Here is a 23,774-nt window from a genome sequence, read left to right as displayed (position 1 = left end):
CTAAAAGGGAGGGGAACGGCTTAAGCCCACCCCAAAGCCGCCACCGCGCCTCAATGCCCCGCCGTGCCCAGCCCGTCGATCTTCTTCGACTGGCGCACGATCAATCCCGGGAACCAGCGCGCGATGCGCGACAGCCGCCTGGCCATCTTGCCGACGGGCATATGCACGCGGTCGCCATGCACCGCGTCCCATGCCGCGCGCGCGACATCCTCGACCGGCGAAATCTCGAACCCGCTTGCCGACAGGCGGGTTCGCGCGGGTTCGTTGCTGTCGGCGCTGACCTGATCGAGCAGCGGGGTGTCGATGAAGCCGGGCATCAGCGAGCGCACCTTGATGCCGTGCTTGGCGAATTCGATCTCGAGCGCCTCGGTCAGCCCGCGCACCGCGAATTTGGTCGCCGAATAGACCGCGAGGCCCGCGACGCCATAGAAGCCCGACGCCGATCCGGTGTTGAGGATCGCCGACCCCGGCGTCGCCCTGAGCAGCGGCAGCGCCGCATAGATGCCGTTGACGACCCCGCCGAAATTGATCGCGATCAGGCGGTCGGCTTCGGCCGGATCCATGTCCATATATTGCCCGCCCGACCCGATGCCGGCGTTGTTGAAAAGGACGTCGAGGCGGCCGCCGCTCGCCGTGGCGAATTCGTCGAGCGCGGCCTTCCATTGGTCGCGGTCGCGCACGTCCATGACGTGGCGCGACGACGCGCCTTCGGGAAGCAATGCCGCGGTCTCGTCGATTCCGGCGCGGTTGACGTCGGCGATGCCGATGAACCAGCCCTGCCCGGCGAAATGGCGCGCGACCGCGCGGCCGATGCCCGATCCGCCCCCGGTGATGAAAATCGCCTTCCGTGCCATCCGCTCCCTCCTTACATCGATGTCAATGAGACATGGTGCGAAGTCGGTGCCGCGGTCAAGCGGCAATCGCGGCTTGGCAAGATCGGGCGCCGCTGGCTAAGAGGGCGGGAATGACCCGCGGCCTTCGCTTGATCCTCCTGTCGCTGCTGATGCTGTGCGCGGGCCTCACCACCCCGGCGCGCGCCGAAGTGGTCGTGAGCTTTTACAGCCATGATTTCGGCGATCGCTTTCCGCACGCCTTTATCGTGATGAAGGGAACGCTCGACGCGACGGGCGAGGCGGTCGACGCCAATTACGGCTTCACCGCGGTTTCGGTCAGCCCCGCGATCCTGTTCGGGTCGGTGAAGGGCAAGGTCGAATCGTCGAAACCCGACTATATCGAAAAGAGCGACCGCCAGTTCGACGTGACGGTGGACGATGCGACCTATGGCCGGATTTTGGCGAAGGTCGCCGAATGGCGCGACCGCGAGCAGCCGAGCTATAGCCTCAACAAGCGCAATTGCGTCCATTTCGTGATGGAGCTGGCCGAAGTTGTGGGCTTGCAGGTCAATCGCAAGAGTAAATTGTTCAAGAAGCCCAAAAGCTTTCTGATCGAAGTCCGCGGCTTGAACCCCGAACTGACCGACCCCGCGGCGGCGGCAGCCCCCTAGACGCGCCGCGGCTTTCACCCTATGTTCAGGGGACGGGGCGCAATATTCCACGCTCCGGACGTATAGAGGGGCGATTCTTGCGGTTGTTTTTGACCCTTTTGGCATTGCTGACCGGCTTGGCGACCGCCGACCGGGCCGCTGCCGCGCCGGCCGTTCCGGCGGCGATGGGGGCGCTGGTCCTGCTTGCCGAAACGACGGGCAAGACCGAAGCGAGCGATACCGAACGCCGCCCGACCACCAACACGGCGCCGCGACGTACGTCGAGCGGCGGCGGCAAGCCGCGCAAGGCGGCGCCGCCGCATCTTCCCGGCCTTCTCACCGGCAGCGACCGCGCGCTCGAATAGGGCGAGCTTGCCTGCGCCTGTTTCAGGGCGCCGCCCATACCGGGCCTCTTTGCACATATGCGCGACCCGATGGTTGCCAACTCAATTGATATTTCAAGGAAAAATAGATGTTTGCTGGCCTTGCCAAGAGCCTGTTCGGCTCGTCCAACGACCGTTACGTCAATTCGATCCGCAAGATCGTCGACAAGATCAATGCTTTCGAGCCCGCAATGCAGGCGCTCGATGATGCGGGGCTGCAGGCGCAGACGCAGGCATTCCGCGACCGGCTGGGCGCCGGCGAGACGCTCGACGACATCCTCCCCGAAGCCTTTGCGACGGTGCGCGAGGCGGCGGTCCGCACGCTTGGCATGCGCCATTTCGATGTGCAGCTGATCGGCGGCGTCGTCCTCCACCGCGGCGAGATCGCCGAAATGGCGACGGGCGAGGGCAAGACGCTGATGGCGACCTTGCCCTGTTACCTGAACGCGCTCGAGGGCAAGGGCGTCCATGTCGTGACCGTCAACGACTATCTCGCGCGCCGCGACGCCGAATGGATGGGCGCCGTTTACGGCTTCCTCGGCCTCACCACCGGGATCATCGTCCCCAACCTCAACGAGACGCAGCGCCGCGACGCTTATAACAGCGACATCACCTATGCGACGAACAACGAGCTCGGCTTCGATTACCTCCGCGACAATATGAAGTTCGACCGCGCGCAGATGGTGCACCGCGAATTCAACTTCGGCATCGTCGACGAGGTCGACTCGATCCTGATCGACGAGGCGCGCACCCCGCTGATCATCTCGGGCCCGACCGACGACAAGTCCGAACTCTATATCCGCGTCAACGAGGTCGTCCTCCAGCTCGGCGAAGAGGATTATGAGAAGGACGAAAAGTCGAAGTCGATCAGCCTGACCGAGGACGGTACCGAGCATGTCGAACGCCTGCTCGAAGCCGCCGGCCTGCTTCAGGGCAACAATCTCTACGACATCGAAAATACGCAGGTCGTCCATCACGTCAACCAGGCGCTGAAGGCGATCCAGATGTTCCGGATCGACACCGACTATATCGTCAAGGACGGCAAGGTCGTGATCATCGACGAGTTCACCGGCCGCATGATGGACGGGCGCCGCTGGTCCGACGGGCTGCACCAGGCGGTCGAGGCGAAGGAAGGCGTGCAGATCGAGCCCGAGAACCAGACGCTCGCGTCGATCACCTTCCAGAATTATTTCCGCATGTATCCGAAGCTTTCGGGCATGACCGGCACCGCGGCGACCGAAGCGGCCGAATTCTTCGACATCTACAAGATGAATGTCGTAAACATTCCAACCAACCGCCCGATCGCGCGCGTGGACGACGAAGACGAGTTTTACAAGAATATCACCGACAAGTTCGGCGCGATCGCCAAGACGATCCGCGAGGCGAACGAGCGCGGCCAGCCGGTGCTCGTCGGCACGGTGTCGATCGAGAAATCGGAGCTGCTCTCTTCCTACCTCGAAAAGGAAGGCGTGCCGCACAGCGTCCTCAACGCGCGCTTCCACGAAAGCGAAGCGCATATCGTAGCGCAGGCGGGCCGCACCGGTGCGGTCACGATCGCGACGAACATGGCGGGCCGCGGCACCGACATCAAACTCGGCGGCAACGAGGAATTCCGCATCGACGACGAGCTCAAGGACCTGCCGGAAGGTCCCGAGCGCGAAGCGGGCATCGCGCGCATCCAGGCCGAAGTCGCGGCCGAGCGCGAAGCCGTGAAGGCCGCGGGCGGGCTGTTCGTGCTCGCGACCGAACGCCACGAAAGCCGCCGCATCGACAACCAGCTGCGCGGCCGCTCGGGACGTCAGGGCGACCCCGGTCTGTCGAAATTCTACCTCTGCCTCGACGACGACCTGCTGCGCATCTTCGGTCCCGACACGCTCTTCTCCAAGATGATGAACAAGAATCTGGAGGATGGCGAGGCGATCGGGTCGAAATGGCTGTCGAAGGCGATCGAGACCGCGCAGAAGAAGGTCGAGGCGCGCAACTACGATATCCGCAAGCAGGTTGTCGAATATGACAACGTCATGAACGACCAGCGCAAGGTCATCTACGAGCAGCGCGGCGAGATCATCGACAGCGAGACCGTCGACGAGGTGATGACCGCGATGCGCGCCGAGACGGTCAATTCGATCGTCGCCGACGCGTGCCCCCCGGGCAGCTATCCCGAACAATGGGATGTCGAGGCGATGAAGGAGCGAGTCGCGGACATCCTCGACCTCGCCCCGCCGATCGACGACTGGATGCAGGAGGACGCGGTCGACGCCGAAATCTTCGAGGAGCGCATCCAGCAGGCGGCCGACGCGGTCGCGGCCGAGAAGGCGGGCCTCGTCGATGCCGAGACGTGGAAGGGGATCGAAAAGTCGATCCTGCTCCAGACGCTCGACCATCACTGGAAAGAGCATCTCTCGACGCTCGACGCGCTGCGCCAGGTCGTGTTCCTGCGCGCCTATGCGCAGAAGCAGCCGATCAACGAATATAAGCAGGAAGCCTTCGCGCTGTTCGAACGCATGTTGTCGAATATCCGCGAGGATGTGACGCGCACCGTCGCACGCATCGACCTGCGCTTCGAAGAGCCCGAGCCCATGCCGCTCCCCGACCTGCCCGATTTCCTGACGACGCACATCGACCCCTTCACGGGCGAGGATAACAGCGGCGACGTCGATGCGGGTGCGCTCGGCGTGATCGCGAACACGCTGCCGCCGATGCAGGTGCCCAAGCCCGATTTGCCCGAGGGCGAAAATCCCTATGCCGCACTGGAGATCAGCCGCAACGCGCCGTGCCCTTGCGGTTCGGGCCGCAAGTACAAGCATTGCCACGGGGCGATTTGATCTGCTGTCCGCCGCGCGCTTTCGGGCGCGCGGCAAGCCCTTGATGTTACCGTATCAATCGGCCCCACAAGCCCGCTTGCCAAGGTGCGCGGGCGCGATTAGCATCGCCGACATAAGCTTGACGGCCGCGTAGCCAGACAAGCGACGCAGCAGGCAGGAACGACGGGGCCGCGCACGCCCGAAGCATCGCGGCCGGACCGGTGGCATGTTGCGTGGAAAGGGCGGCGCATTCATTTTTTCGACGAGATGACGGGACAGCCAAGTCACGGGCAGGGGGGCGAGGTCCGGTCGCCCTATCGCGAATATTCGGACTGGTTCGGCCGCGAGGATGCGGCGCGCATCCAGCGCAAGGCGAAACAGGCCGAAGCCTTTTTTCGCACCACCGGCATCACCTTCAACGTCTATGGCGAGGATGAGGCCGACGAACGCCTGATCCCCTTCGACGTCGTCCCGCGCATCATCGCGGCGAATGAATGGCGGCGGCTGTCGCGCGGGATCGAGCAGCGCGTGCGCGCGCTCAACGCCTTCCTCCATGACATCTATCACCGGCAGGAGATTTTGCGCGCGGGCCGGGTGCCGGTCGAGTTGATCGCGCGCAACGAGGCGTTTCTGCCGATGATGATGGGCATGGACCCGCCGGGCGGGATCTATACGCATATCAGCGGCATCGACATCGTGCGTACCGGCGCCGACGAATTTTATGTGCTCGAGGACAATGCGCGGACGCCATCGGGCGTGTCCTATATGCTCGAGAACCGCGAGACGATGCTCCAGATGTTCCCCGAACTGTTCGCGAAGATTTCGGTGCGCGAGGTCAGCGATTATCCGCTCAAGCTCCTGAAGTCGCTCGCGGCGTGCGCCCCGCCGGCATGCGGGGGCACGCCGACGGTCGCGGTTCTGACCCCGGGCATCCACAACAGCGCCTATTTCGAGCACAGCTTCCTCGCCGACCAGATGGGCGCCGAACTGGTCGAGGGGCATGATCTGCGCGTCGTCGAGGGCCGGGTCGCGATGCGCACGACGCAGGGTTACACGCCGATCGACGTCCTCTATCGCCGCGTCGACGACGATTTCCTCGATCCGCTCAATTTCCGGCCGGACTCGATGCTCGGCGTGCCGGGGATCTGGGACGTTTACCGTGCGGGCGGGATCACCATCGCCAATGCGCCGGGCACGGGCATCGCCGACGACAAGGCGCTTTATTCGTACATGCCCGACATCATCGAATTTTATACGGGCGAAAAGGCGCTGCTGCCCAATGTGCCGACCTGGCGATGCAGCGAACCCGAGCATCTGAAGGAAGTGCTGGACCGCCTGCCCGAACTGGTCGTGAAGGAGGTGCACGGGTCGGGCGGTTACGGGATGCTCGTCGGACCCGCGGCGAGCAAGAAGGAGATCGCGGCGTTCCGCGCCAAGCTGGAAGCGAACCCGCGCAATTATATCGCGCAGCCGACGTTGTCGCTGTCGACCGTGCCGATCTTTACCAAGGCGGGGTTGGCGCCGCGCCACGTCGACCTGCGCCCCTTCGTGCTGATGTCGCCGCAGGGCATCCGTATCACGCCCGGCGGGCTGACGCGTGTCGCGATGAGCAAGGGATCGCTGGTCGTCAATTCGAGCCAGGGCGGTGGGACGAAGGATACGTGGGTGTTGGAGGATTGATGGGGTGGCGGCGATGATGTCTTTTGACTTCAGCCCCTCTCCTTCAGGGGAGGGGCAGCGAGACTTGGCAGCTTGCTGCCTAGTCGCAGCGGGGTGGGGGGTATCGGCCTTACGCCACCTCGCCAGCCCCCACCCCAACCCAGTGTCAAGTCGGTCATGCCCCCGGCATGACCTAAACTGTCCGGGGGACGGTTTACCTGACACTCCTGAAGGGGAGGGGCTTTAGGATGCTGGGAAAAACCGCAGGCTCGCTTTACTGGATGGCACGCTATCTCGAACGCAGCGAGAATAATGCGCGGCTGATCGACGCCGGTTTCCGCATCGCGCTGACACGGTCGAACACCGCCGCGGCCGAATGGCGCTCGGTGCTCGTTACGGCCGGACAGGATTATTATTTCCGGCAGGCGCATGGCGCGGATTATAGTTCGCAGCGCGTCGTCGATTTCATGCTGCGCGATCCCGCCAACCCGTCGAGCATCATGTCGGTAATCAAGCAGGCGCGCGACAATGCGCGGACCGCGCGCACCTATCTGACGCGCGAGGCGTGGGAGGCGGTCAACACGAGCTGGATGACATTGGGTGCGCTGCTGAGGCGACAGGTGCGCGAGGACGACCTGCCCGATGTGCTCGCGGCGATCCGCCAGCAAAGCGGGCTGGTGCGCGGTGCCTTCGCGGGGACGATGCTGCGCAACGACGGCTATAATTTCGCGCGGGTCGGCACCTTCCTCGAACGCGCCGACAACACCGCGCGCATCCTCGACGTCAAATATTATCTGCTGCTGCCGTCGGTCGCGCATATCGGCAGCTCGATCGACAATGTGCAGTGGGAGACGATCCTGCGATCGGTATCGGCGCACCGCGCCTATCACTGGCTTTACGGGGCCGAGATCAGCGCGCTGAAGATCGCCGAATTTTTGATCCTCTATAAACAGATGCCGCGCAGCCTGTCATTTTGCTGCGACAAGATGAACGACAATCTTGCGTGGCTGCAGCACGCCTATGGCGAGGAGACCGAGGCGGTGCGGATGGGCGCCTCGATCTGCCGCGACCGGCTGTCGCGACCGATCGCGTCGATATTCGACGGAGGGCTGCATGAATTCATCACCGATTTCCTCCGCGCCAATGCCGCACTCGCGCAGCAGATCGAGCGCGATTACCGGTTCGTGGAGTAAGGGTCCGTAATCAGTTCCAGCGGCGTCGAGGTTTGAAGCAAAATGGCCCAGTGCGAGGAGAGAAGGCGAAGATATATGTCGATATTTCGAGGCTTCTCGACGAAGCAATGGACCATTTTGATCAAATCCCTTCGGGACGTCCAAATGGCTTCCATCTCGGACCGAAAGCCGCTTGGAAAGGCAACCAGCCTTCCTGGCGCGTCTTTCGGCCCGAGCTGTTCGCCATTTGGACGCCTCGACGACGCTGGAACTGAGTACGGACCCTGACATGAGATTGCGTGTCGAACATAGCACCCATTATCAATATGACAGCCCGGTTCGCTATGCGCTGCAACAGGTCAAGCTGACCCCGAAGGAGCGGCCGGGGCAGCAATTGATCCACGGCTGGACGATCGCGATCGAGGGCGGCGGGCACCAGCTTCATTATACCGACCATCATGGCAATGGCGTCGATCTGGTTGCGGTCGACAGCGGTGCGAGCGAACTCGTCATCCGCTGCACGGGCGAAATCGAATTGATCACTTGGGACGGGGTGATCGGCCCGCACCGCGGCGCGATGCCGCTCTGGACCTTTCTCCGCCCGACCCCGCTGACGCGCGCGGGACGTGGGGTGCGCTCGCTGGCCGCCGAACTCGGCCGCGATTTCGCCAACGACATCGAGCGCGCACACGCGCTGTCGGCGCTGATCCTGGGCAGATTGCCTTACCGGATCGGTGTCACCGATGCCGAGACGAGCGCCGAGCAGGCGCTCGCCGGCGAAGGCGGGGTGTGTCAGGACCATGCGCATATATTCATCGCCGCGATGCGCCATCTCGGGCATCCGGCGCGCTATGTCTCGGGCTATCTGATGATGAACGACCGCACGCATCAGGATGCGACGCACGGCTGGGCCGAGGCGCATTTCGACCATATCGGCTGGATCGGTTTCGACGTGAGCAACGGTCATTCGCCAGACCAGCGTTACATTCGCGTCGCGACGGGGCTCGATTATCGCGACGCCGCCCCGGTTCGCGGCATGCGCTATGGCGCCGCGCAGGAAAATCTGGTTGTCCAAGTGCAGGTCCAGCAATAAGCGAGCCGGGGCGGCCGAGAATTATCCGCGGGGAAAACGGGATACGATGACTTATTGCGTTGGCATGCGATTGAACAAGGGGCTGGTGTTCATGTCGGACACCCGCACCAATGCGGGCGTCGACGACATCTCGCAGGTCCGCAAGATGCGCAGCTGGACCGTCCCCGGCGAGCGCGTGATCACGCTGATGTCGGCGGGCAACCTCGCGACGACGCAGGCCGTCGTCAGCCTGCTCGACGAGCGCACCAAGGCCCCCGAGGAACGCCACCCGTCGATCTTGGCCGCGCCGTCGATGTTCGCGGTGGCGAATATCGTCGGCGAGACGCTGCGCAGCATCGTGATGCGCCACAATGACGAAGGCCCGGCGGCCGAATCGCTTTTCCGCGCGTCGCTGATCGTCGGCGGGCAGATCAAGGGATCGGACCCGCGGCTGTTCCTCATCTATCCCGAAGGCAATTTCATCGAGGCGGGCGAGGACAATCCTTTCTTCCAGATCGGCGAGACGAAATATGGCCGCCCGATCATTGTGCGCAGCTATGATCCGGCGATGTCGTTCGAGGATGCGGTGAAACTGCTCTGCGTCTCGTTCGATTCGACGATCCGCGCCAATGCGGGGGTCGATTTGCCGATCGACCTCAAGATCCATGAGCGCGACGAGTTCACCACGGTGCGCGAGCGGCGTTTCGAGCGCGACGACGCCTATTTCCAAAGCGTCTCGCACGGCTGGGCCGAGGCGCTGGGAATCGCGCTGGCCGAGCTTCCCGACTTCCATTTCTGATCGGCTTCGGCCACCGTCGCGTCTTTCGGGACGGACGGAGAGGACGCCGATGTTGCGCCGGATTGTTGCTGCACTTGCCCTGATCGCCAGTCCGGCCGCTGCCGAGGATGCCGCGCTTGAGGCCGCGCTCCGCGATTTTCGCGAACTGCATCGCGCCGAGACCCACCGCGCCCGGATTGCGGGGAGCAGTTTCTATTTCGTGCGCGACGGGCAGACGATCGCCGCCGATCATCTGGGCGAACAGGATGCCGAGACGCACGTCCCCGTCGATGCCCGAACGATCTATCACTGGGCCTCGGTGACCAAGACGATGACCGGGATCGCGATCATGCAGCTGCGCGACCGCGGGCTGTTGTCGCTCGACGATCCGGTCGTCAAATATGTCCCCGAACTTGCGGCGGTGCATAATGTCTATGGCGACACCGGCGCGATCACGCTCCGCCAGCTGATGAGCCACAGCGCGGGGTTCCGGAGCGGTACCTGGCCGTGGCGCGAGCATGACTGGCAGCCGTTCGAGCCCAGGGGCTGGGCGCAGCTGGTCGCGATGCTTCCCTATACGACGGTCGAGTTCAAACCCGGTTCGCGCTTCGGCTATTCGAATCCCGGTATCGTCTATCTGGGGCAGGTGATCGAACGGCTGTCGGGCGAGGATTATGAAGTCTATATCGACAAGAATATCCTGAAGCCGCTGGGCATGCACGCCAGCTATTTCGACCGCACGCCGCCGCATCTGTTGCCGCACCGGTCGCACAGCTATTATGTCAGGAACGGCAAACGCGTCGCGGCGCCCTTCGACGTCGATACCGGCGTCACCGTGTCGAACGGCGGGCTCAATGCGCCGATGCCCGACATGGCGAAATATGCCGCCTTCCTGCTCGGCGATGCGGCGCGCGCGGCCGACTATGATCGAGTGCTGAAGCGCGCGTCGCTCGAGGAAATGTGGGTGCCGCAGATTTCGGCGGGCGGTGATTTCACGCAGGGCCGCATGGCGACGACGACGATGAGCGGGCTGTCCTTCTTCGTCGATCGCAGCGCCGGGGTGCGCTTTGTCGGCCACAATGGCGACCAGAACGGCTTTCGCGCTTATTTGAGCCTCTGCCCCGAACAAGGCGCCGGCAGCCTGCTCGCGTTCAACACCGAGACGAAGGGCATCGCGAACAGCCCCGCCAATCGCGACACCGCCGAATCGCGGATCGCGCTCGCCACCGACAGGCTATGCGCGGCGCTGGCGAAATAGCTTTCTCGTCACCCCGGACTTGATCCGGGGCCCAAGGAAGCGCCGTCGCAAATGGATCCCGGATCAAGTCCGGAACGACGAGGGTTGTCAGCGGTTCTTTCGCCCTTCGATCAGCCCGTCGACGAGGCTCGGATCCGCGAGCGTCGAGGTGTCGCCCAATGACCCAAAGTCGTTCTCCGCGATCTTGCGCAAGATGCGGCGCATGATCTTGCCCGAGCGCGTCTTGGGCAGCCCGGGGGTCAGGTGGATATGATCGGGGGTCGCGATCGGGCCGATTTCAGTGCGGACCTGCTGTTTCAGCGCGGCGGCAACCGCATCGGTCGGTTCGACCCCGGCGTTGAGCGTGACATAGGCGTAGATGCCCTGACCCTTGATGTCGTGCGGGAAGCCGACAACCGCGGCCTCGGCAACATCCTCGTGCAGCACCAGCGCGCTTTCGACCTCGGCGGTGCCCATGCGGTGCCCCGACACGTTGATGACGTCGTCGACGCGGCCGGTGATACGCCAATAGCCGTCGGCATCGCGGCGGCAGCCGTCGCCGGTGAAATACTTGCCCTTGTAGGTCGAGAAATAGGTCTCGGCGAAGCGTTTGTGGTCGCCATAGATCGTCCGCGCCTGCCCCGGCCAGCTGTGCGTGATGCAGAGATTGCCCTCGGCCGCGCCGCCGGTCTGCTCATCGACGAGCACGCCGCCCTCGGCATCGACAAGCTGCGGGCGGATGCCGAAAAAGGGCTTGCCCGCGCTGCCCGGCTGCATCGGATGTGCACCGGGCAGGGTGGTGATCATGATGCCGCCCGTCTCGGTCTGCCACCAGGTGTCGACGACGGGAACGCGGCCCTTGCCGACGATCTGGTGATACCAGCGCCACGCCTCGGGATTGATCGGCTCGCCGACGCTGCCAAGCAGGCGAAGCGACGACAGGTCGTGCCGCGTCACATAATCGTCGCCCTCGCGCATCAGCGCGCGGATCGCGGTCGGGGCGGTGTAGAGGATATTGACCTTGTGCTTGTCGACGACCTGCCAGAAACGGTCGTGATCGGGATAGTTGGGCACGCCCTCGAACATCAAAGTCGTCGCGCCGTTCTGGAGCGGGCCATAGACGACGTAGCTGTGTCCGGTGACCCAGCCGATATCGGCGCTGCACCAGAAGATCTCGCCGGGACGATAGTCGAAGCCGTACCAGAAGGTGCTCGCGGTCCACACCGAATATCCGCCGACGGTGTGGAGTACGCCCTTGGGCTTGCCCGTCGAGCCCGAGGTGTAGAGGATGAAGAGCGGGTCCTCCGCCCCCATCGGCTCGCACGGGCAGTCGGCATCGACATCGGCCGACAGCGCGTCGTACCAATGGTCGCGGCCTTCCTTCATCGCGACGTCGCCGCCGGTGTGCGCGATGACGAGCACCGCTTTCACCTCGACGCGCTCGAGCGCCTTGTCGACATTGGCCTTCAGCGGCACCACCTTGCCGCCGCGCAGTCCTTCGTCGGCGCAGATCACCCAGTCGCTGCCACAATCCTCGATCCGGCCGTGGATCGCCTCGGGCGAGAAGCCGCCGAAGACGACGCTGTGCACGGCGCCGATGCGCGCGCAGGCGAGCATCGCGACCGCGCCCTCGGGGATCATCGGCATATAGATGGTGACGCGGTCGCCCTTCTGCACGCCCATCTTCTTGAGCGTATTGGCAAAGCGGATGACGTCGGCGAGCAGTGCCTTGTAACTGATGTGTCGCGTTTCGCCGTCGGGCGCGTCGGGTTCGAAGATAATCGCGGTGCGGTCGCCGTTCCCCGCGGCGACGTGGCGGTCGATCGCGTTATGGCAGAGGTTGAGAACGCCGTCCTCATACCATTTGATCTCGACGGGGTCGTAGGACCAGCCCGAAATCTTCGTCGGCGGCGTGATCCAGTCGACCCGCTTCGCCTGTTCGGCCCAGAAAGTGTCGGGGTCGTTCACGCTCTGCGCATAGAGCCGATCGTAGTCGGCGGCGGTACAGTGGGTGTTCGCGGCGGCGTCGGCGGGAACGGGAACCAGCGGTTCGGACGGCGGCAACTCGGACACAGGCGACTCTCCCATTCGGGTTTGCATTGTTCGCCCGCTGCGATAACCCGCGAGCCACAAACTGCAAGGCGCATGCGTGCCAATGAAGGGACGGAATATGGTTGAATTGGGCCAAGAGGTAGGCGGGTTGCTAGACCGGCTCGGCGTCGATCGCGCGTTGTGGAGCGAAGGATCGATGCCGTCGGTGACGCCGCTGACCGGCGAGCAGATCGGCATGGTGCAGGTCGTCGAGGCGGCAACGATCGACGAGGTGCTCGATAGCGCGAGCGCGGCGTTCCGCGCGTGGCGCAACGTGCCGGCGCCGCGTCGCGGCGAGCTGGTGCGGCTATGGGGCGAGGAATTGCGCGCCGCCAAGGACGATCTGGCCAAGCTCGTCACGATCGAGGCGGGCAAGATTCCGTCCGAGGGCGCGGGCGAGGTGCAGGAGATGATCGACATATGCGACTTCGCGGTCGGGCTTTCGCGGCAATTATACGGCCTCACCATCGCGACCGAGCGACCTGGGCACCGGATGATGGAGGTCTGGCATCCGCTCGGCGTCGTGGGCGTGATTTCGGCGTTCAACTTTCCGGTCGCGGTATGGGCGTGGAACGCCGCACTCGCGCTCGTCTGCGGCAACAGCGTCGTCTGGAAGCCCTCGGAAAAGACGCCCCTCGCAGCTTTGGCCACGCAGGCGATTTTCGCGCGTGCGCTGGCGCGCTTCGGCGATGCGCCCGAAGGCTTGGCGCGGCTGCTGATCGGCGGGCGCGAGGCGGGGGAAGCGCTGGTCGATGACAGGCGTGTGGCGCTGGTGTCGGCGACGGGCTCGACGCGGATGGGCCGCGCGGTCGCGCCGCGGCTCGCGCAGCGCTTCGCGCGCGCGATCCTCGAACTCGGCGGCAACAATGGCGTGATCGTCGCGCCCTCGGCCGATCTCGACCTCGCGCTGCGCGGCGTCGCGTTCGGGGCGATGGGTACGGCGGGGCAGCGTTGCACGACGACGCGTCGCCTGTTCCTGCACGACAGCATCTACGATGGCTTCGTCGCGAAGTTGAAGACCGCCTATGGCAGCGTCGGCGTTGGCAACCCGCTGGAGAGTGAAGTGCTTGTCGGACCGCTGATCGACCGCGCGGCCTATGAGATGATGCAGGACGCGCTGGCGGCCGCCAAGGCGGCGGGTGGCGTCGTCCATGGCGGCGAGCGCGTCGGCGATGGTGCGAGCTTCTATGCGCGGCCCGCGCTCGTCGAGATGCCGGGACAGGTCGGCCCGGTGCTCGAAGAGACATTCGCGCCGATCCTCTATGTGATGCGCTATTACGACCTCGATGCGGTGATCGAGCAGCACAACGACGTCGCGGCGGGCCTGTCGTCGGCGATCTTCACCACTGACATGCGCGAGGCCGAACGCTTCCTCGCCGCGAGCGACTGCGGGATCGCCAACGTCAATCTCGGCACCTCGGGCGCCGAGATCGGCGGTGCATTCGGCGGCGAAAAGGAAACGGGCGGCGGGCGCGAGTCGGGCTCGGACAGCTGGAAAGCCTATATGCGCCGCGCCACGAATACGGTGAATTATTCGGATGCGCTACCGCTGGCGCAGGGGGTGAGCTTCGAGATTTGAGGATGTTCCCCTCCCGCTTGCGGGAGGGGCAGCGAGAGTTGCGAGCTTGCTCGCTACTCGCAGCGGGGTGGGCATCTGCCCCGTCGCTGGCGCACCCCCAGCCCCTCCCGCAAGCGGGAGGAGAGAGGTTTACACCTGCCAGCCATAGCCTTCATCAAGCGCGACGACTCGCCCTTCCGTGCCGACCGGCTCCACCTTGCCGTCGGTCAGGAATGCCAGCATCGCGGCGTCGCTCACGTCCACATGCGCGAGCGTGCGCTTAGCATCGGCCGTCCGCGCGATGACAACGCCCGCCTCCGGCGCCCCGTCGCGGTCGTAAAACACGGTATAGCTCTCGATCATCGCCGGCCCGGCATAATCCTCGACCAGCTCGGGCACCGCGCCGCGCTTCGCCTCGGCCTCGGCCTGATAGTCGAAATCCTGCGGGAAGCTGGCTGCCGCGATCGGCTTATTTCCCAGCACGATGCAATGATTGTCGGTGGCGAAACCGCCGTTGGCGAAGAGGAAGCCATAGCGGCCTTCGTTCCGCAACTTCTCGACCATCGAGACGATCGCATGGCTCATATAATTGGCGATCGGCCCTCCGCCGAAGGTCAGCCCGCCGAACACCGTCGCGGGGCGGTCCCACGGCCAGCCGAGGATACGCCGCGCCATCTTGGGGACGCAGGGGAAGCAGCTGTAGAGCTCGACGCAGTCGAAATCGTCCGCCGTCATGCCGTTGAGGTCGAGCGTGCGGGTGATCGACGTTTCCATGCTGACGCTCCCGTCGTAGCGGTCGCGGTGCAGGATGCTCGCGGGTTCCTTCGCGGCGGCGCCCATGCCGACGTAGATGAGCCGGTCTTCGGGAATGCCGCGGCGGCGCGCTTCGGCGAGGCTGGCGAGGATGAAACCTGCCCCCTGGTTCACCGACGAATTGGCGACCATCAGCTTCGAATAGGGGAAGGCGATCGGGCGGTTGCGCTCGTCGACGCGGAGGATGTCGGCGGGCGAGGCGGGTTTGCGGATCCAATCGCCGTCGTTCGCGGCGGCGACTTCCGAAAAGCGCGACCAGATTTCGGCGCTTTCGAACTGCGCATCCTCGAGGCTTTCGCCCCATGCGGCGCGCGTCGCATTCTCGTAGAGCGGATAGACGTCGACCGGCGCGGCGAGGCCGTGCTTCTGTGCATAGTTGGGCTCGCGCCGCGTCGCGACCTTGCGGATCGCATTATAGCTTTTGTCCTCGCCGGTTGCCGCCTTGGCAGCGCGGCCGGCGGCGGTGCGCAATGCTTCGCCGCCGACGATCGCTGCGAGTTTGACCTCGCCCGCGCCGATGCGGTTCGCGGCTTCGTTGAGCAGACGCACTGGGGTGTCACCGTGCGGCGCGGCGGACTGGTAGTTGATTGCGGGGCTCGCACCGATCGCGGCGGCGAGCGGCTCGCAGAGCTTGCCGAGATGATGGAAGCTGATCTGGTCGACGATCGCGAGGCTGCCGATCTCGGCGAGCGGCACGCCCGCGTCGTCGGCCGCGACCTCCAACGCCGCGACCATCAGCCCGAGCGAGTCGAGCCCCTGATCGGGGTCGCTAGGCCGGTCATTGACTTGTCCGACGCCGATGATGACGGGAGTGCGCTCGGGATCGGTCATCAGCGCGCCTTCCATTCGGGTTTGCGCTTTTGCGCGAAGGCGAGCGGGCCTTCGCGTGCATCCTCGCTGCGCATCAGCACCGAGCGTTCGCGCGTATTGTGATCCCAATATGGCGCGTCGGCCGCGATCCGGCCCTGCTCGATGCCGAGCGCGACGCGCTTCGATGCCTGCACCGACAATGGGGCGTTACTCGCGATCTTCTCGGCGAGCGCGAGCGCGGTCGGCATCAGGTCGGCGAGCGGGACGACATGGTTGACCAGCCCGAACTCGGCCGCGCGCGCGGCGGGGATCGGATCGCCGGTGAGCATATATTCCATCGCGAGCTTGCGCGGCAGCTGCTGCGCAAGGCGGAACGCGCCGCCCGCCGCGGCGAACAGCCCGACCTTGACCTCGGGCAGGCCGAACTGGGCGTGGTCGGCGGCGATAATGATGTCGCTCATCAGCGCGATTTCGCAGCCGCCGCCGAAGGCGAAGCCATTGACCGCGGCGACGATCGGCTTCGAGATCGGGTGCGACACCATGCCCGCGAAACCCCACGCCTGTTGCGCGGGATCGTCGGGATAGAGGCTTTCGCCGCGCGACAGGGCGACGAGGTCGGCGCCGGCGCAGAAGCTCTTGTCGCCCGCGCCGGTGATGATGACGACGCGGATTTCGGGGTCGGCTTCGGCCTCTTCGAGCGCGGTACCGATGCCGGTGTGGACCGCGGCGTTGACCGCGTTGCGCGCTTCGGGCCGGTTGATCGTGACGATCAGCACATGGCCGCGGCGTTCGGTGAGGATGGTGGTGTCGGTCATCGCGAATCTCTCCCTTTCGGGGGAGTATCGCGATGACTTGACGTTTACGTCAACTGTAATCCTCCCTGTCGCGCAGCGATGGGGAGGGGGACCATCCGCAGGATGGTGGAGGGGCCGCGACTCGACGCAAAAGCCCCTCCGTCAGCGGCTACGCCGCTGCCACCTCCCCATGCCTGTGGCACAGGGAGGAGTTTTTCAAATCGACTGGCCGGTCTTCGCCCAGTCGGCGAGGAAGCCTTCGATGCCCTTTTCGGTCAGAACATGCTTGAACAGCCCCTTGATCACCGACGGCGGTGCGGTCATCACGTCGGCGCCGATCTTCGCGGCTTCGAGTACATGGATGCCGTGACGCACGCTCGCGACCAGGATCTCGGTCGCGAAGCCGTAATTGTCGTAAATCAGCCGGATATCCGAAATCAGCTGCATGCCATCGAAGCCATTGTCGTCGTGGCGGCCGACGAAGGGCGAGACGAAGGTTGCGCCGGCCTTGGCGGCGAGCAGCGCCTGCGTTGCCGAGAAGCAGAGCGTGACATTGACCATCGTGCCGTCGCCGGTCAGCGCCTTGCAGGTCTTGAGGCCGTCGATCGTCAGCGGCACCTTGATGCAGACATTGTCGGCGATCTTCCGGAGGATTTCGGCCTCCTTCATCATCGTTTCATGGTCGAGCGCCACGACCTCGGCCGAGACGGGGCCGTCGACGATGGCGCAGATTTCCTTGGTTACTTCCTTGAAGTCGCGGCCCGACTTGGCGATCAGCGAGGGGTTGGTGGTGACGCCGTCGAGCAGGCCGGTCGCGGCGAGCTCCTGAATGTCGGCGATTTCTGCGGTGTCGGCGAAGAATTTCATGGGAAGGGCTTTCGTTTGGGAAGGTGATTCGGCTGTTGCGTTCGCCCTAGAGCAACAGCCGGGAAAACTGAACCGTCCTCACCCCTCTTTCGTCACCCTCGAACGAGACACGTGGCTCGTTCGACTTGATCCGGGGTCCACAACGACCGGGCAGCGATGGATGCCGGATCAAGTCCGGCATGACGAACAAGGAAACCGCTGGCGTTCCATCTTTGTTCCGATTATGCGGCGATCATGGCCAAAGCGAAACGTCAATATGTCTGCCAGAACTGTGGCTCCGCCACCTATCGGTGGCAGGGCCAGTGCGCCGACTGCGGCGAATGGAACACGCTGGTCGAGGAGGCCGCCGAAACCGCCTTTTCGGCGAAGCACGACCTTAGTCGTGGCGGGCGGACGCTCGCGCTCGAAACGCTCGATGCCGACAGCCGGATGCCCGAGCGGATGCTGTGCGGGATCGCCGAGTTCGACCGCGCGCTGGGCGGCGGCTTCGTCGCGGGGTCGGCGACGCTGATCGGCGGTGATCCGGGGATCGGCAAGTCGACGCTGCTGTTGCAAGCGGCAGGAAGGCTCGCGAAGGCGGGCAAGTCGGTCGTCTATATCAGCGGCGAGGAAGCCGCGGCGCAGGTGCGGCTGCGCGCGCAGCGGCTGGGGCTCGGCAATGCACCGGTCGCGCTCGCGAGCGCGACGTCGGTGCGCGACATCCTTGCGACGCTCGACAAGCAAACGGCCGATTTCGTCGTGATAGATTCGATCCAGACGATGCACAGCGACCTGATCGACAGCGCGCCGGGGACGGTGAGCCAGGTGCGCGCGAGCGCGCAGGAACTGATCCGCTACGCCAAGGACAGCGATGCCGCGATCGTGCTCGTCGGCCATGTCACCAAGGACGGGACGATCGCCGGGCCGCGCGTGCTCGAACATATGGTCGATACCGTGCTGGCGTTCGAGGGCGAGCGCAGCCACCAATATCGCATCCTGCGCGCGGTGAAGAACCGCTTCGGCGGCACCGACGAGATCGGCGTGTTCGCGATGGGCGAGGAAGGGCTGGGTGAAGTCAGCAACCCGTCGAGCCTGTTCCTGACCGACCGCAGCCGCGACGTGCCGGGCTCGGTGGTGTTTCCGGCGCTCGAAGGCACGCGTCCGGTGCTCGTCGAGGTGCAGGCGCTGACCGTGCGGCTTGCGAGCGGGGCGACGCCCCGTAGAGCCGTCGTCGGTTGGGACAGCGGGCGGCTCGCGATGGTGCTCGCGGTGCTCGAAGCGCGCTGCGGGCTCCAGATGGGCGCCGCCGAAGTCTATCTCAACATCGCGGGCGGCTACCGGCTCACCGATCCGGCCGCCGACCTCGCGGTCGCGACGGCGCTGATCTCGGCGTTTAGCGAGCGGCCCGTACCCGCCGATGCGATCGTCTTCGGCGAGCTGTCGCTGTCAGGCGAGGTGCGGCAGGTCGCGCACGACGCGCTGCGCCTCCGCGAGGCGGCGAAGCTCGGTTTCTCGCGCGGTTGGGGTCCCAAGGGGATGAAAGGTGTCGGCGGGATTTCGGTGACAGGCTTCGGCCGTCTTGGCGAACTCGTTGACCTGATGCTCGGGCGCGACTAGCGACCGGCAAATGGGAAGTCTGACGGCTATGGATATCATCGTGCTGACGCTCGTGGGCGGCGGTGCGGTGCTCGGTTTTTCGCGCGGCCTCGTGCAGGAAGTGACGACGCTGCTTGCATGGGTTCTGGCGATCGCGGCGGTGCGCTTTTTTCATCCGCTCGTGACGGACTTGCTCGCGGGATGGGTCGGGACCGAGGGCGGTGCGGCGATGCTGGCGTTCGTGCTGCTTTTCGGGGGCGTCTTCGCGCTCGCCAAATGGGGATCGCGTGCGATGGGACAGCGCAGCCGCGCCTCGCTCGTCGGCGGGTTCGACCGCGGGCTCGGCGCGGGCTTCGGCGCGGTGAAGGGCCTGCTGATCGCCTCTATCGGCTTCATGCTCGTGACGCTGCTTTACGACATCGGTTACGGCAATGCGCAACGCCCCGCGTGGATGACGGGCAGCCGCACCTATCCGGCGCTCAACGCGACGAGCAGCGCTATAAGCAAAGTGATCGCCGAGCGGCGCGCCGAGGCGCGCGAAGCCGAAGCCGCGAATGGCGACGCATCATGAGCGCGCCGCTCTACAATCGCGACATATTGGCGCTGGCGGTCGCGACCGCCCAATATCTGCCGCTCGCCGATGCGCGCCACCGCGTCAGCAAGCGCGCGCCGCTGTGCGGCAGCGCGATCATCCTCGATCTCGACACCGACGATGCGGGCCTCGTGACGCGCGTCGGCCTGCATGTCGAAGCGTGCGCGCTGGGGCAGGCGTCGGCGGCGCTGCTCGCACGCCATGCGCCGGGGCTGGGGCTCGCCGAAATCCGCGCCGCGCGCGACGGTATCGCGGGCTGGTTCGCCGGCGCGGGCGAACGGCCCGACTGGCCGGGCTTCGACCTGCTCGCGCCCGCGCGCGACTATCCCGCGCGCCACGGCGCAATCCTGTTGCCCTTCGATGCCGCGATCGCCGCGCTCGAGGATCAGGCGGCGGCGGCATGAGCCTGGTCGCCCTTTCTGCCGGGGCCTCCGAGGCGGCCGGGAAGGTTACCGAAACCGCGACCGATACCGCGCTCGTCGAAGGGGCGATCCTGCTCGGCGTCGCGACCTTGTTCGTATTGATTTTCCGCCGGCTCGGACTCGGCGCGGTGCTGGGTTATCTGATCGCGGGCGCGATCGTCGGGCCGCACGGGTTCGGCCTTGTCGGCGGCGGCGAATCGAAGCTCGCCTTTGCCGAACTCGGCATCGCCTTCCTGCTCTTCCTTGTCGGGCTCGAACTCTCGCCGCGCCGGCTCTGGGATATGCGCCGCGCGATCTTCGGGCTTGGCATGGCGCAGGTCGTAGTGACAGGGCTGGTGCTCACCGCGCTCATCCATCTGACGCTGGGGTTCAGTCCTGCGGCCTCGCTCGCGCTCGGCTTGCCGCTCGCGCTGTCGTCGACCGCGCAGGTTTTGCCGGGGCTCAAAAGCTCGGGTCGGATCAATTCGCCGTTCGGTGAAAAAGCCTTTTCGATCTTGCTGTTCCAGGATCTCGCGATCGTCCCGATGATCACCATCGTCGCGGTGCTGTCGCGCGCGCCGGCCAACCCCTCGGCGCCGCCGGGGTGGCAGATGGCCTTTTTCACGCTGTGGGCGATTGTCGTGCTGGTGCTGGCGGGGCGCTTCATCGTCAACCCGCTCCTGCGCATCGTGGGGCGCTATGGCGAGCGCGAACTGTTCGTCGTCGTCGGGCTGCTGACCATTCTCGCGAGCGCCGCATTGATGCACAGTCTGCATCTGTCGACCGCGCTCGGAGCATTTATCGCGGGCGTGATGCTCGCCGATTCGCCTTACCGGCACGAAATCGAATCGGACGTCGAGCCCTTCCGCCTGATCCTGCTCGGGCTCTTCTTCCTTGCCGTTGGCATGGTGCTCGATGTCGGCGCGGTCATGGAACGTCCGTTGCTGGTGCTCGCGCTGGCGCTTGGGCTGGTGGCGGTGAAGGCGTCCGTGCTGACGCTGATCGTGAAAGCGTTCGGCAAGAGCTGGCAGGCTGCGCTCGGCCTTGGTCTGCTGCTCAGCCAGGGCGGCGAATTCGGTTTCCTGCTCTTCGCGCAAGCGGCGGACGCGCTGCTCATCGACCCCGAGGCTGCGAGCCTGTTCAGCGCGGTGGTGACGCTGTCGATGGTAACGACGCCGTTTCTGATGCTGTTCGCGCGCAATCTGGAATTCTCGCCCGGCGCCGCCGAGCCCGACCTCGACGATCCCGAGGGCGCGCCGCGCGGGTCGGCGATCGTCGTCGGCTATGGCCGGTTCGGACAGATCGTGTCGCAGATGCTGCACGGCGTCGCCTGCTCGGTGACGCTGATCGACAAGAAACCGAGCCAGATCGAACTGTCGAGCCGCTTCGACACCAAGGTCTATTTCGGCGACGGGCTGCGCGTCGACCTGCTCCGCCGCGCGGGGGGCGAGGAAGCGCGGCTGATCATCTTCTGCATCGACGATTCATCGGTCGATGCCGCGGCGCTCAAGCCGATCGTCGAAGCCTTCCCGAACGCGAAGATATTGATGCGCGTGTTCGACCGCCGCCAGATGCTTGCGATCGACGGATCCGGCGTCGACGGCGTCATTCGCGAGGTGTTCGAAAGTTCGGTCGCGATGGGGCTGACGGCGCTGCGTCATCTCGATGTCGACCCGGCGGAGATGGACGACGTCGAGGCGACCTTGCGGCACCTCGACGAAACGCGGCTGCGGGCGCAACTCGACGAGGGCGACCTGTCGGCGGGAATGGATCATCGCTTCAAGCCGGGCGGCGGACGCGAGGCCGACAGCGTGCTCGAGAAATTCCGCCGCAAGCGACAGGAAGCGAAAGCGGCGCGCGAAGAGAATGAGGCGATGGGATTGACGAGCGAGAGTTAGCCGTTCCTATGCGGCACGCTGTCCGTCGAGGAACGCCGCGACCCTATCGAGACCATATTCGTCGGTGACGAAGCTTTGCCCGATACCGCGGGTGAGGATCAGCGGCAGTTTGCCGCTGCGCACCTTCTTGTCGTGCGCCATATGCGCGGCGAGTTCGACGCCGCCGGTATTCACGCCCGCGCTCGCCAAGCTGTGGGGCAGGTCGACGCTCGCAAGGTGCGCACGTACGCGGTCGGCATCCGCGGCCGGGCAAAGGCCGTTCGCGGCCGAAAATTGGTGCGCGAGGACCATGCCCGCCGCGACCGCTTCGCCGTGCAGCAGCCGGTCCGAATAGCCCGTCTCCGCCTCGAGCGCATGGCCAAAGCTGTGGCCGAGGTTGAGCAGTGCGCGGATATCCTGCGTCTCGCGCTCGTCGGCGGCGACGATGCGCGCCTTTGCCGCAACGCTATGCGCGATCGCCTTGTGACGGGCGGCACTGTCGCCCGCGAGCAACGCCGCGCCGTTCGCCTCGCACCAGGTGAAGAAATCCGCGTCGTCGATCAGGCCATATTTGACGACCTCGGCATAGCCCGCGCCGAGGTCGCGGCGCCGCAGCGTTTCGAGAGTCGTCGGGTCGATCACGACCATCGCCGGCTGATGGAAGGCGCCGATCAGATTCTTGCCCGCGGGCACGTTGATCGCGGTCTTGCCGCCGACGCTGCTGTCGACCTGTGCGAGCAAGGTGGTCGGTACCTGGATGAAATGGCAGCCGCGTTTGACGATGCTGCACGCGAAGCCGACGAGATCGCCGATCACGCCGCCACCGAGCGCGATGACATGGTCGCCGCGTTCGACGCCTTCGCCGATCAGCCATTCGGTAAGCCGCGCGAGGCCGGCCCAGCTTTTCGTGCTTTCGCCGGGATCGAGCACGAAGGAGGAAAAGGAGATATTCTCCATCGCCAGCGAGGTGCCGAGCGGGATCAGATAATGGTCGGCGACATGGGCGTCGGTGACGATCATCGTGCGCGGGCGCTTCAAGATCGGCGCGACATGCGCGCCGATCTCGCGGATCAGCCCGTCGCCGATCAGGATCGGATAGCTGCGGCTGCCGAGGTCTACGGTTAGCTTTTCCATTGCGGATCTCCCCCCTTTGACAGGGCCTCCAGGATCGCGCGCACCGTGTGGTCGTGCGGCGTGCTTGCCGAACTGACGCGCAGATGCGCCTCGGCGTAAATGGGATTGCGGACCGCCGCGAGTTCGCGCAGCACTTCGCCGGGATCGCGGTCCTTCAACAGCGGACGGTGGCTGCGGCGGCCGACGCGTTCGACGAGCGTCGGAATGTCGGCGTCGAGCCAGATGCAGAGGCTATCCTTCAGGATCAGCGTGCGCGTCTCGCCGTTGACGAAGGCTCCGCCGCCGGTCGCGAGCACCATCGGCTTCCCGGCCAGCAGGCGCGCGATCACGCGGCGCTCGCCGTCGCGGAAATGCGCCTCGCCGAAGCGCGAAAAAATGTCGGAAATCGTCATGCCGGCGGCGCGTTCGATCTCGTCGTCGGCGTCGGCGAAGCGCATGCCCAGCCGCTGCGCGAGGCGGCGGCCGATCGTCGACTTTCCCGACCCCATCAGCCCGACGAGCACGATCGACCGGTCGCGGATCGACGCGGGGATGGCAGCGGCCGGGCTTTTCGGGTTTCGCGACATGGTGCGCGCGGCTATACCGCCCGTTCGGCGCGGAACAATGGTTTTGCGCGATATGGGACGAACGGCGGGCATGGGATATTGCGCGTGCCGGGCAGATCGGGAAAAGGC

At 65.3% G+C, this 23,774-nt stretch carries 20 protein-coding genes; 13 read left to right on the top strand and 7 right to left on the bottom strand.

Annotation, left to right across the window (positions count from 1 at the left end; translation table 11 throughout):
• Nucleotides 1-50: 50 nt before the first annotated feature.
• A complete protein-coding gene (locus FG95_RS04395; RefSeq protein ID WP_037554209.1) occupies nt 51-854 on the bottom strand; it encodes an SDR family oxidoreductase in 804 nt (267 codons plus the stop codon).
• Between the two features lie 110 nt (nt 855-964).
• Between FG95_RS04395 and FG95_RS04390 the strand changes: the two genes are divergently transcribed.
• The 8 genes from FG95_RS04390 to FG95_RS04355 all read left to right on the top strand — a co-directional run bounded on the left by FG95_RS04390 (nt 965) and on the right by FG95_RS04355 (nt 10,609).
• Nucleotides 965-1,504, top strand: coding sequence for a hypothetical protein (locus FG95_RS04390; protein WP_037554208.1), 540 nt, complete (start codon nt 965-967; stop codon nt 1,502-1,504).
• A gap of 77 nt (nt 1,505-1,581) precedes the next feature.
• Nucleotides 1,582-1,848 carry a hypothetical protein gene (locus tag FG95_RS04385; RefSeq protein ID WP_037554207.1) on the top strand — a complete coding sequence of 89 codons (267 nt, stop codon included), beginning with the start codon at nt 1,582-1,584 and terminating at the stop codon, nt 1,846-1,848.
• A 107-nt stretch (nt 1,849-1,955) separates the two neighbouring features.
• Entirely contained in the window at nt 1,956-4,691 is a 2,736-nt protein-coding gene (gene secA, locus FG95_RS04380; protein WP_037554206.1) for a preprotein translocase subunit SecA, read from the top strand.
• Nucleotides 4,692-4,937: 246 nt separating this feature from the next.
• Entirely contained in the window at nt 4,938-6,350 is a 1,413-nt protein-coding gene (locus tag FG95_RS04375; protein WP_037554205.1) for a circularly permuted type 2 ATP-grasp protein, read from the top strand.
• Nucleotides 6,351-6,577: 227 nt separating this feature from the next.
• A complete protein-coding gene (locus FG95_RS04370; RefSeq protein WP_037554204.1) occupies nt 6,578-7,522 on the top strand; it encodes an alpha-E domain-containing protein in 945 nt (314 codons plus the stop codon).
• A gap of 268 nt (nt 7,523-7,790) precedes the next feature.
• Nucleotides 7,791-8,594 (top strand): transglutaminase family protein, encoded by an 804-nt coding sequence (locus tag FG95_RS04365; protein ID WP_037554203.1) that lies wholly within the window; start codon nt 7,791-7,793, stop codon nt 8,592-8,594.
• Nucleotides 8,595-8,640: 46 nt separating this feature from the next.
• A complete protein-coding gene (locus tag FG95_RS04360) occupies nt 8,641-9,372 on the top strand; it encodes a peptidase (protein WP_037554202.1) in 732 nt (243 codons plus the stop codon).
• 49 nt (nt 9,373-9,421) lie between these two features.
• Entirely contained in the window at nt 9,422-10,609 is a 1,188-nt protein-coding gene (locus tag FG95_RS04355; protein WP_052182073.1) for a serine hydrolase domain-containing protein, read from the top strand.
• Between the two features lie 87 nt (nt 10,610-10,696).
• Here FG95_RS04355 and acs read toward each other — a convergent pair whose 3' ends face one another.
• A complete protein-coding gene (gene acs / locus FG95_RS04350) occupies nt 10,697-12,661 on the bottom strand; it encodes an acetate--CoA ligase (RefSeq protein ID WP_052182072.1) in 1,965 nt (654 codons plus the stop codon).
• Between the two features lie 97 nt (nt 12,662-12,758).
• Here acs and amaB point away from each other — a divergent pair, with 97 nt between their 5' ends.
• Nucleotides 12,759-14,258: an L-piperidine-6-carboxylate dehydrogenase gene (gene amaB, locus FG95_RS04345; RefSeq protein WP_200880147.1), complete on the top strand. Its 1,500-nt coding sequence runs from the start codon at nt 12,759-12,761 to the stop codon at nt 14,256-14,258.
• A gap of 129 nt (nt 14,259-14,387) precedes the next feature.
• Here amaB and FG95_RS04340 read toward each other — a convergent pair whose 3' ends face one another.
• The 3 genes from FG95_RS04340 to fsa all read right to left on the bottom strand — a co-directional run bounded on the left by FG95_RS04340 (nt 14,388) and on the right by fsa (nt 17,521).
• On the bottom strand, nt 14,388-15,881 hold the full coding sequence (locus FG95_RS04340; protein ID WP_037554230.1) for an acetyl-CoA acetyltransferase: 1,494 nt from the start codon (nt 15,879-15,881) through the stop codon (nt 14,388-14,390).
• Nucleotides 15,881-16,675, bottom strand: coding sequence for a crotonase/enoyl-CoA hydratase family protein (locus tag FG95_RS04335; RefSeq protein WP_037554200.1), 795 nt, complete (start codon nt 16,673-16,675; stop codon nt 15,881-15,883). The genes FG95_RS04340 and FG95_RS04335 overlap by 1 nt, the downstream gene beginning before the upstream one ends.
• A gap of 195 nt (nt 16,676-16,870) precedes the next feature.
• Complete coding sequence (fsa, locus tag FG95_RS04330) at nt 16,871-17,521, bottom strand: fructose-6-phosphate aldolase (protein ID WP_037554199.1); 651 nt, start codon at nt 17,519-17,521, stop codon at nt 16,871-16,873.
• 234 nt (nt 17,522-17,755) lie between these two features.
• Between fsa and radA the strand changes: the two genes are divergently transcribed.
• The 4 genes from radA to FG95_RS04310 are packed head-to-tail and all read left to right on the top strand — an operon-like array spanning nt 17,756 to nt 21,987.
• A complete protein-coding gene (gene radA, locus FG95_RS04325) occupies nt 17,756-19,117 on the top strand; it encodes a DNA repair protein RadA (RefSeq protein ID WP_037554198.1) in 1,362 nt (453 codons plus the stop codon).
• A gap of 10 nt (nt 19,118-19,127) precedes the next feature.
• Nucleotides 19,128-19,667 carry a CvpA family protein gene (locus FG95_RS04320; protein WP_081932999.1) on the top strand — a complete coding sequence of 180 codons (540 nt, stop codon included), beginning with the start codon at nt 19,128-19,130 and terminating at the stop codon, nt 19,665-19,667.
• Nucleotides 19,664-20,092, top strand: a complete 429-nt coding sequence (locus tag FG95_RS04315; RefSeq protein ID WP_037554196.1) for an iron-sulfur cluster assembly scaffold protein — start codon at nt 19,664-19,666, stop codon at nt 20,090-20,092. The genes FG95_RS04320 and FG95_RS04315 overlap by 4 nt, the downstream gene beginning before the upstream one ends.
• Nucleotides 20,089-21,987, top strand: a complete 1,899-nt coding sequence (locus FG95_RS04310) for a cation:proton antiporter domain-containing protein (protein ID WP_037554195.1) — start codon at nt 20,089-20,091, stop codon at nt 21,985-21,987. Before FG95_RS04315 ends, FG95_RS04310 begins: the two co-directional genes overlap by 4 nt.
• A gap of 6 nt (nt 21,988-21,993) precedes the next feature.
• Here FG95_RS04310 and aroB read toward each other — a convergent pair whose 3' ends face one another.
• Both aroB and FG95_RS04300 read right to left on the bottom strand, forming a co-directional pair.
• Nucleotides 21,994-23,100: a 3-dehydroquinate synthase gene (gene aroB / locus FG95_RS04305; RefSeq protein WP_037554194.1), complete on the bottom strand. Its 1,107-nt coding sequence runs from the start codon at nt 23,098-23,100 to the stop codon at nt 21,994-21,996.
• Nucleotides 23,088-23,666 (bottom strand): shikimate kinase, encoded by a 579-nt coding sequence (locus FG95_RS04300; RefSeq protein WP_037554228.1) that lies wholly within the window; start codon nt 23,664-23,666, stop codon nt 23,088-23,090. Before FG95_RS04300 ends, aroB begins: the two co-directional genes overlap by 13 nt.
• Nucleotides 23,667-23,774: the final 108 nt, after the last annotated feature.

The sequence above is a fragment of the Sphingopyxis sp. LC363 genome (genome assembly GCF_000756385.1).
Lineage (GTDB): Bacteria > Pseudomonadota > Alphaproteobacteria > Sphingomonadales > Sphingomonadaceae > Sphingopyxis.
The sequence above is the reverse complement of the archived record's forward strand: the minus strand, read 5'-3'. Positions and strand labels throughout refer to the sequence as shown.

Bases quoted from the DNA above. Each gene is read 5' to 3' on its own strand.
- FG95_RS04395 (WP_037554209.1), bottom strand. From the start codon at position 854: ATGGCACGGAAGGCGATTTTCATCACCGGGGGCGGATCGGGCATCGGC.
- FG95_RS04390 (WP_037554208.1), top strand. From the start codon at position 965: ATGACCCGCGGCCTTCGCTTGATCCTCCTGTCGCTGCTGATGCTGTGC.
- secA (WP_037554206.1), top strand. From the start codon at position 1,956: ATGTTTGCTGGCCTTGCCAAGAGCCTGTTCGGCTCGTCCAACGACCGT.
- FG95_RS04375 (WP_037554205.1), top strand. From the start codon at position 4,938: ATGACGGGACAGCCAAGTCACGGGCAGGGGGGCGAGGTCCGGTCGCCC.
- FG95_RS04370 (WP_037554204.1), top strand. From the start codon at position 6,578: ATGCTGGGAAAAACCGCAGGCTCGCTTTACTGGATGGCACGCTATCTC.
- FG95_RS04365 (WP_037554203.1), top strand. From the start codon at position 7,791: ATGAGATTGCGTGTCGAACATAGCACCCATTATCAATATGACAGCCCG.
- FG95_RS04360 (WP_037554202.1), top strand. From the start codon at position 8,641: ATGACTTATTGCGTTGGCATGCGATTGAACAAGGGGCTGGTGTTCATG.
- FG95_RS04355 (WP_052182073.1), top strand. From the start codon at position 9,422: ATGTTGCGCCGGATTGTTGCTGCACTTGCCCTGATCGCCAGTCCGGCC.
- amaB (WP_200880147.1), top strand. From the start codon at position 12,759: ATGGTTGAATTGGGCCAAGAGGTAGGCGGGTTGCTAGACCGGCTCGGC.
- FG95_RS04340 (WP_037554230.1), bottom strand. From the start codon at position 15,881: ATGACCGATCCCGAGCGCACTCCCGTCATCATCGGCGTCGGACAAGTC.
- FG95_RS04335 (WP_037554200.1), bottom strand. From the start codon at position 16,675: ATGACCGACACCACCATCCTCACCGAACGCCGCGGCCATGTGCTGATC.
- fsa (WP_037554199.1), bottom strand. From the start codon at position 17,521: ATGAAATTCTTCGCCGACACCGCAGAAATCGCCGACATTCAGGAGCTC.
- radA (WP_037554198.1), top strand. From the start codon at position 17,756: ATGGCCAAAGCGAAACGTCAATATGTCTGCCAGAACTGTGGCTCCGCC.
- FG95_RS04320 (WP_081932999.1), top strand. From the start codon at position 19,128: ATGGGAAGTCTGACGGCTATGGATATCATCGTGCTGACGCTCGTGGGC.
- FG95_RS04315 (WP_037554196.1), top strand. From the start codon at position 19,664: ATGAGCGCGCCGCTCTACAATCGCGACATATTGGCGCTGGCGGTCGCG.
- FG95_RS04310 (WP_037554195.1), top strand. From the start codon at position 20,089: ATGAGCCTGGTCGCCCTTTCTGCCGGGGCCTCCGAGGCGGCCGGGAAG.
- aroB (WP_037554194.1), bottom strand. From the start codon at position 23,100: ATGGAAAAGCTAACCGTAGACCTCGGCAGCCGCAGCTATCCGATCCTG.
- FG95_RS04300 (WP_037554228.1), bottom strand. From the start codon at position 23,666: ATGTCGCGAAACCCGAAAAGCCCGGCCGCTGCCATCCCCGCGTCGATC.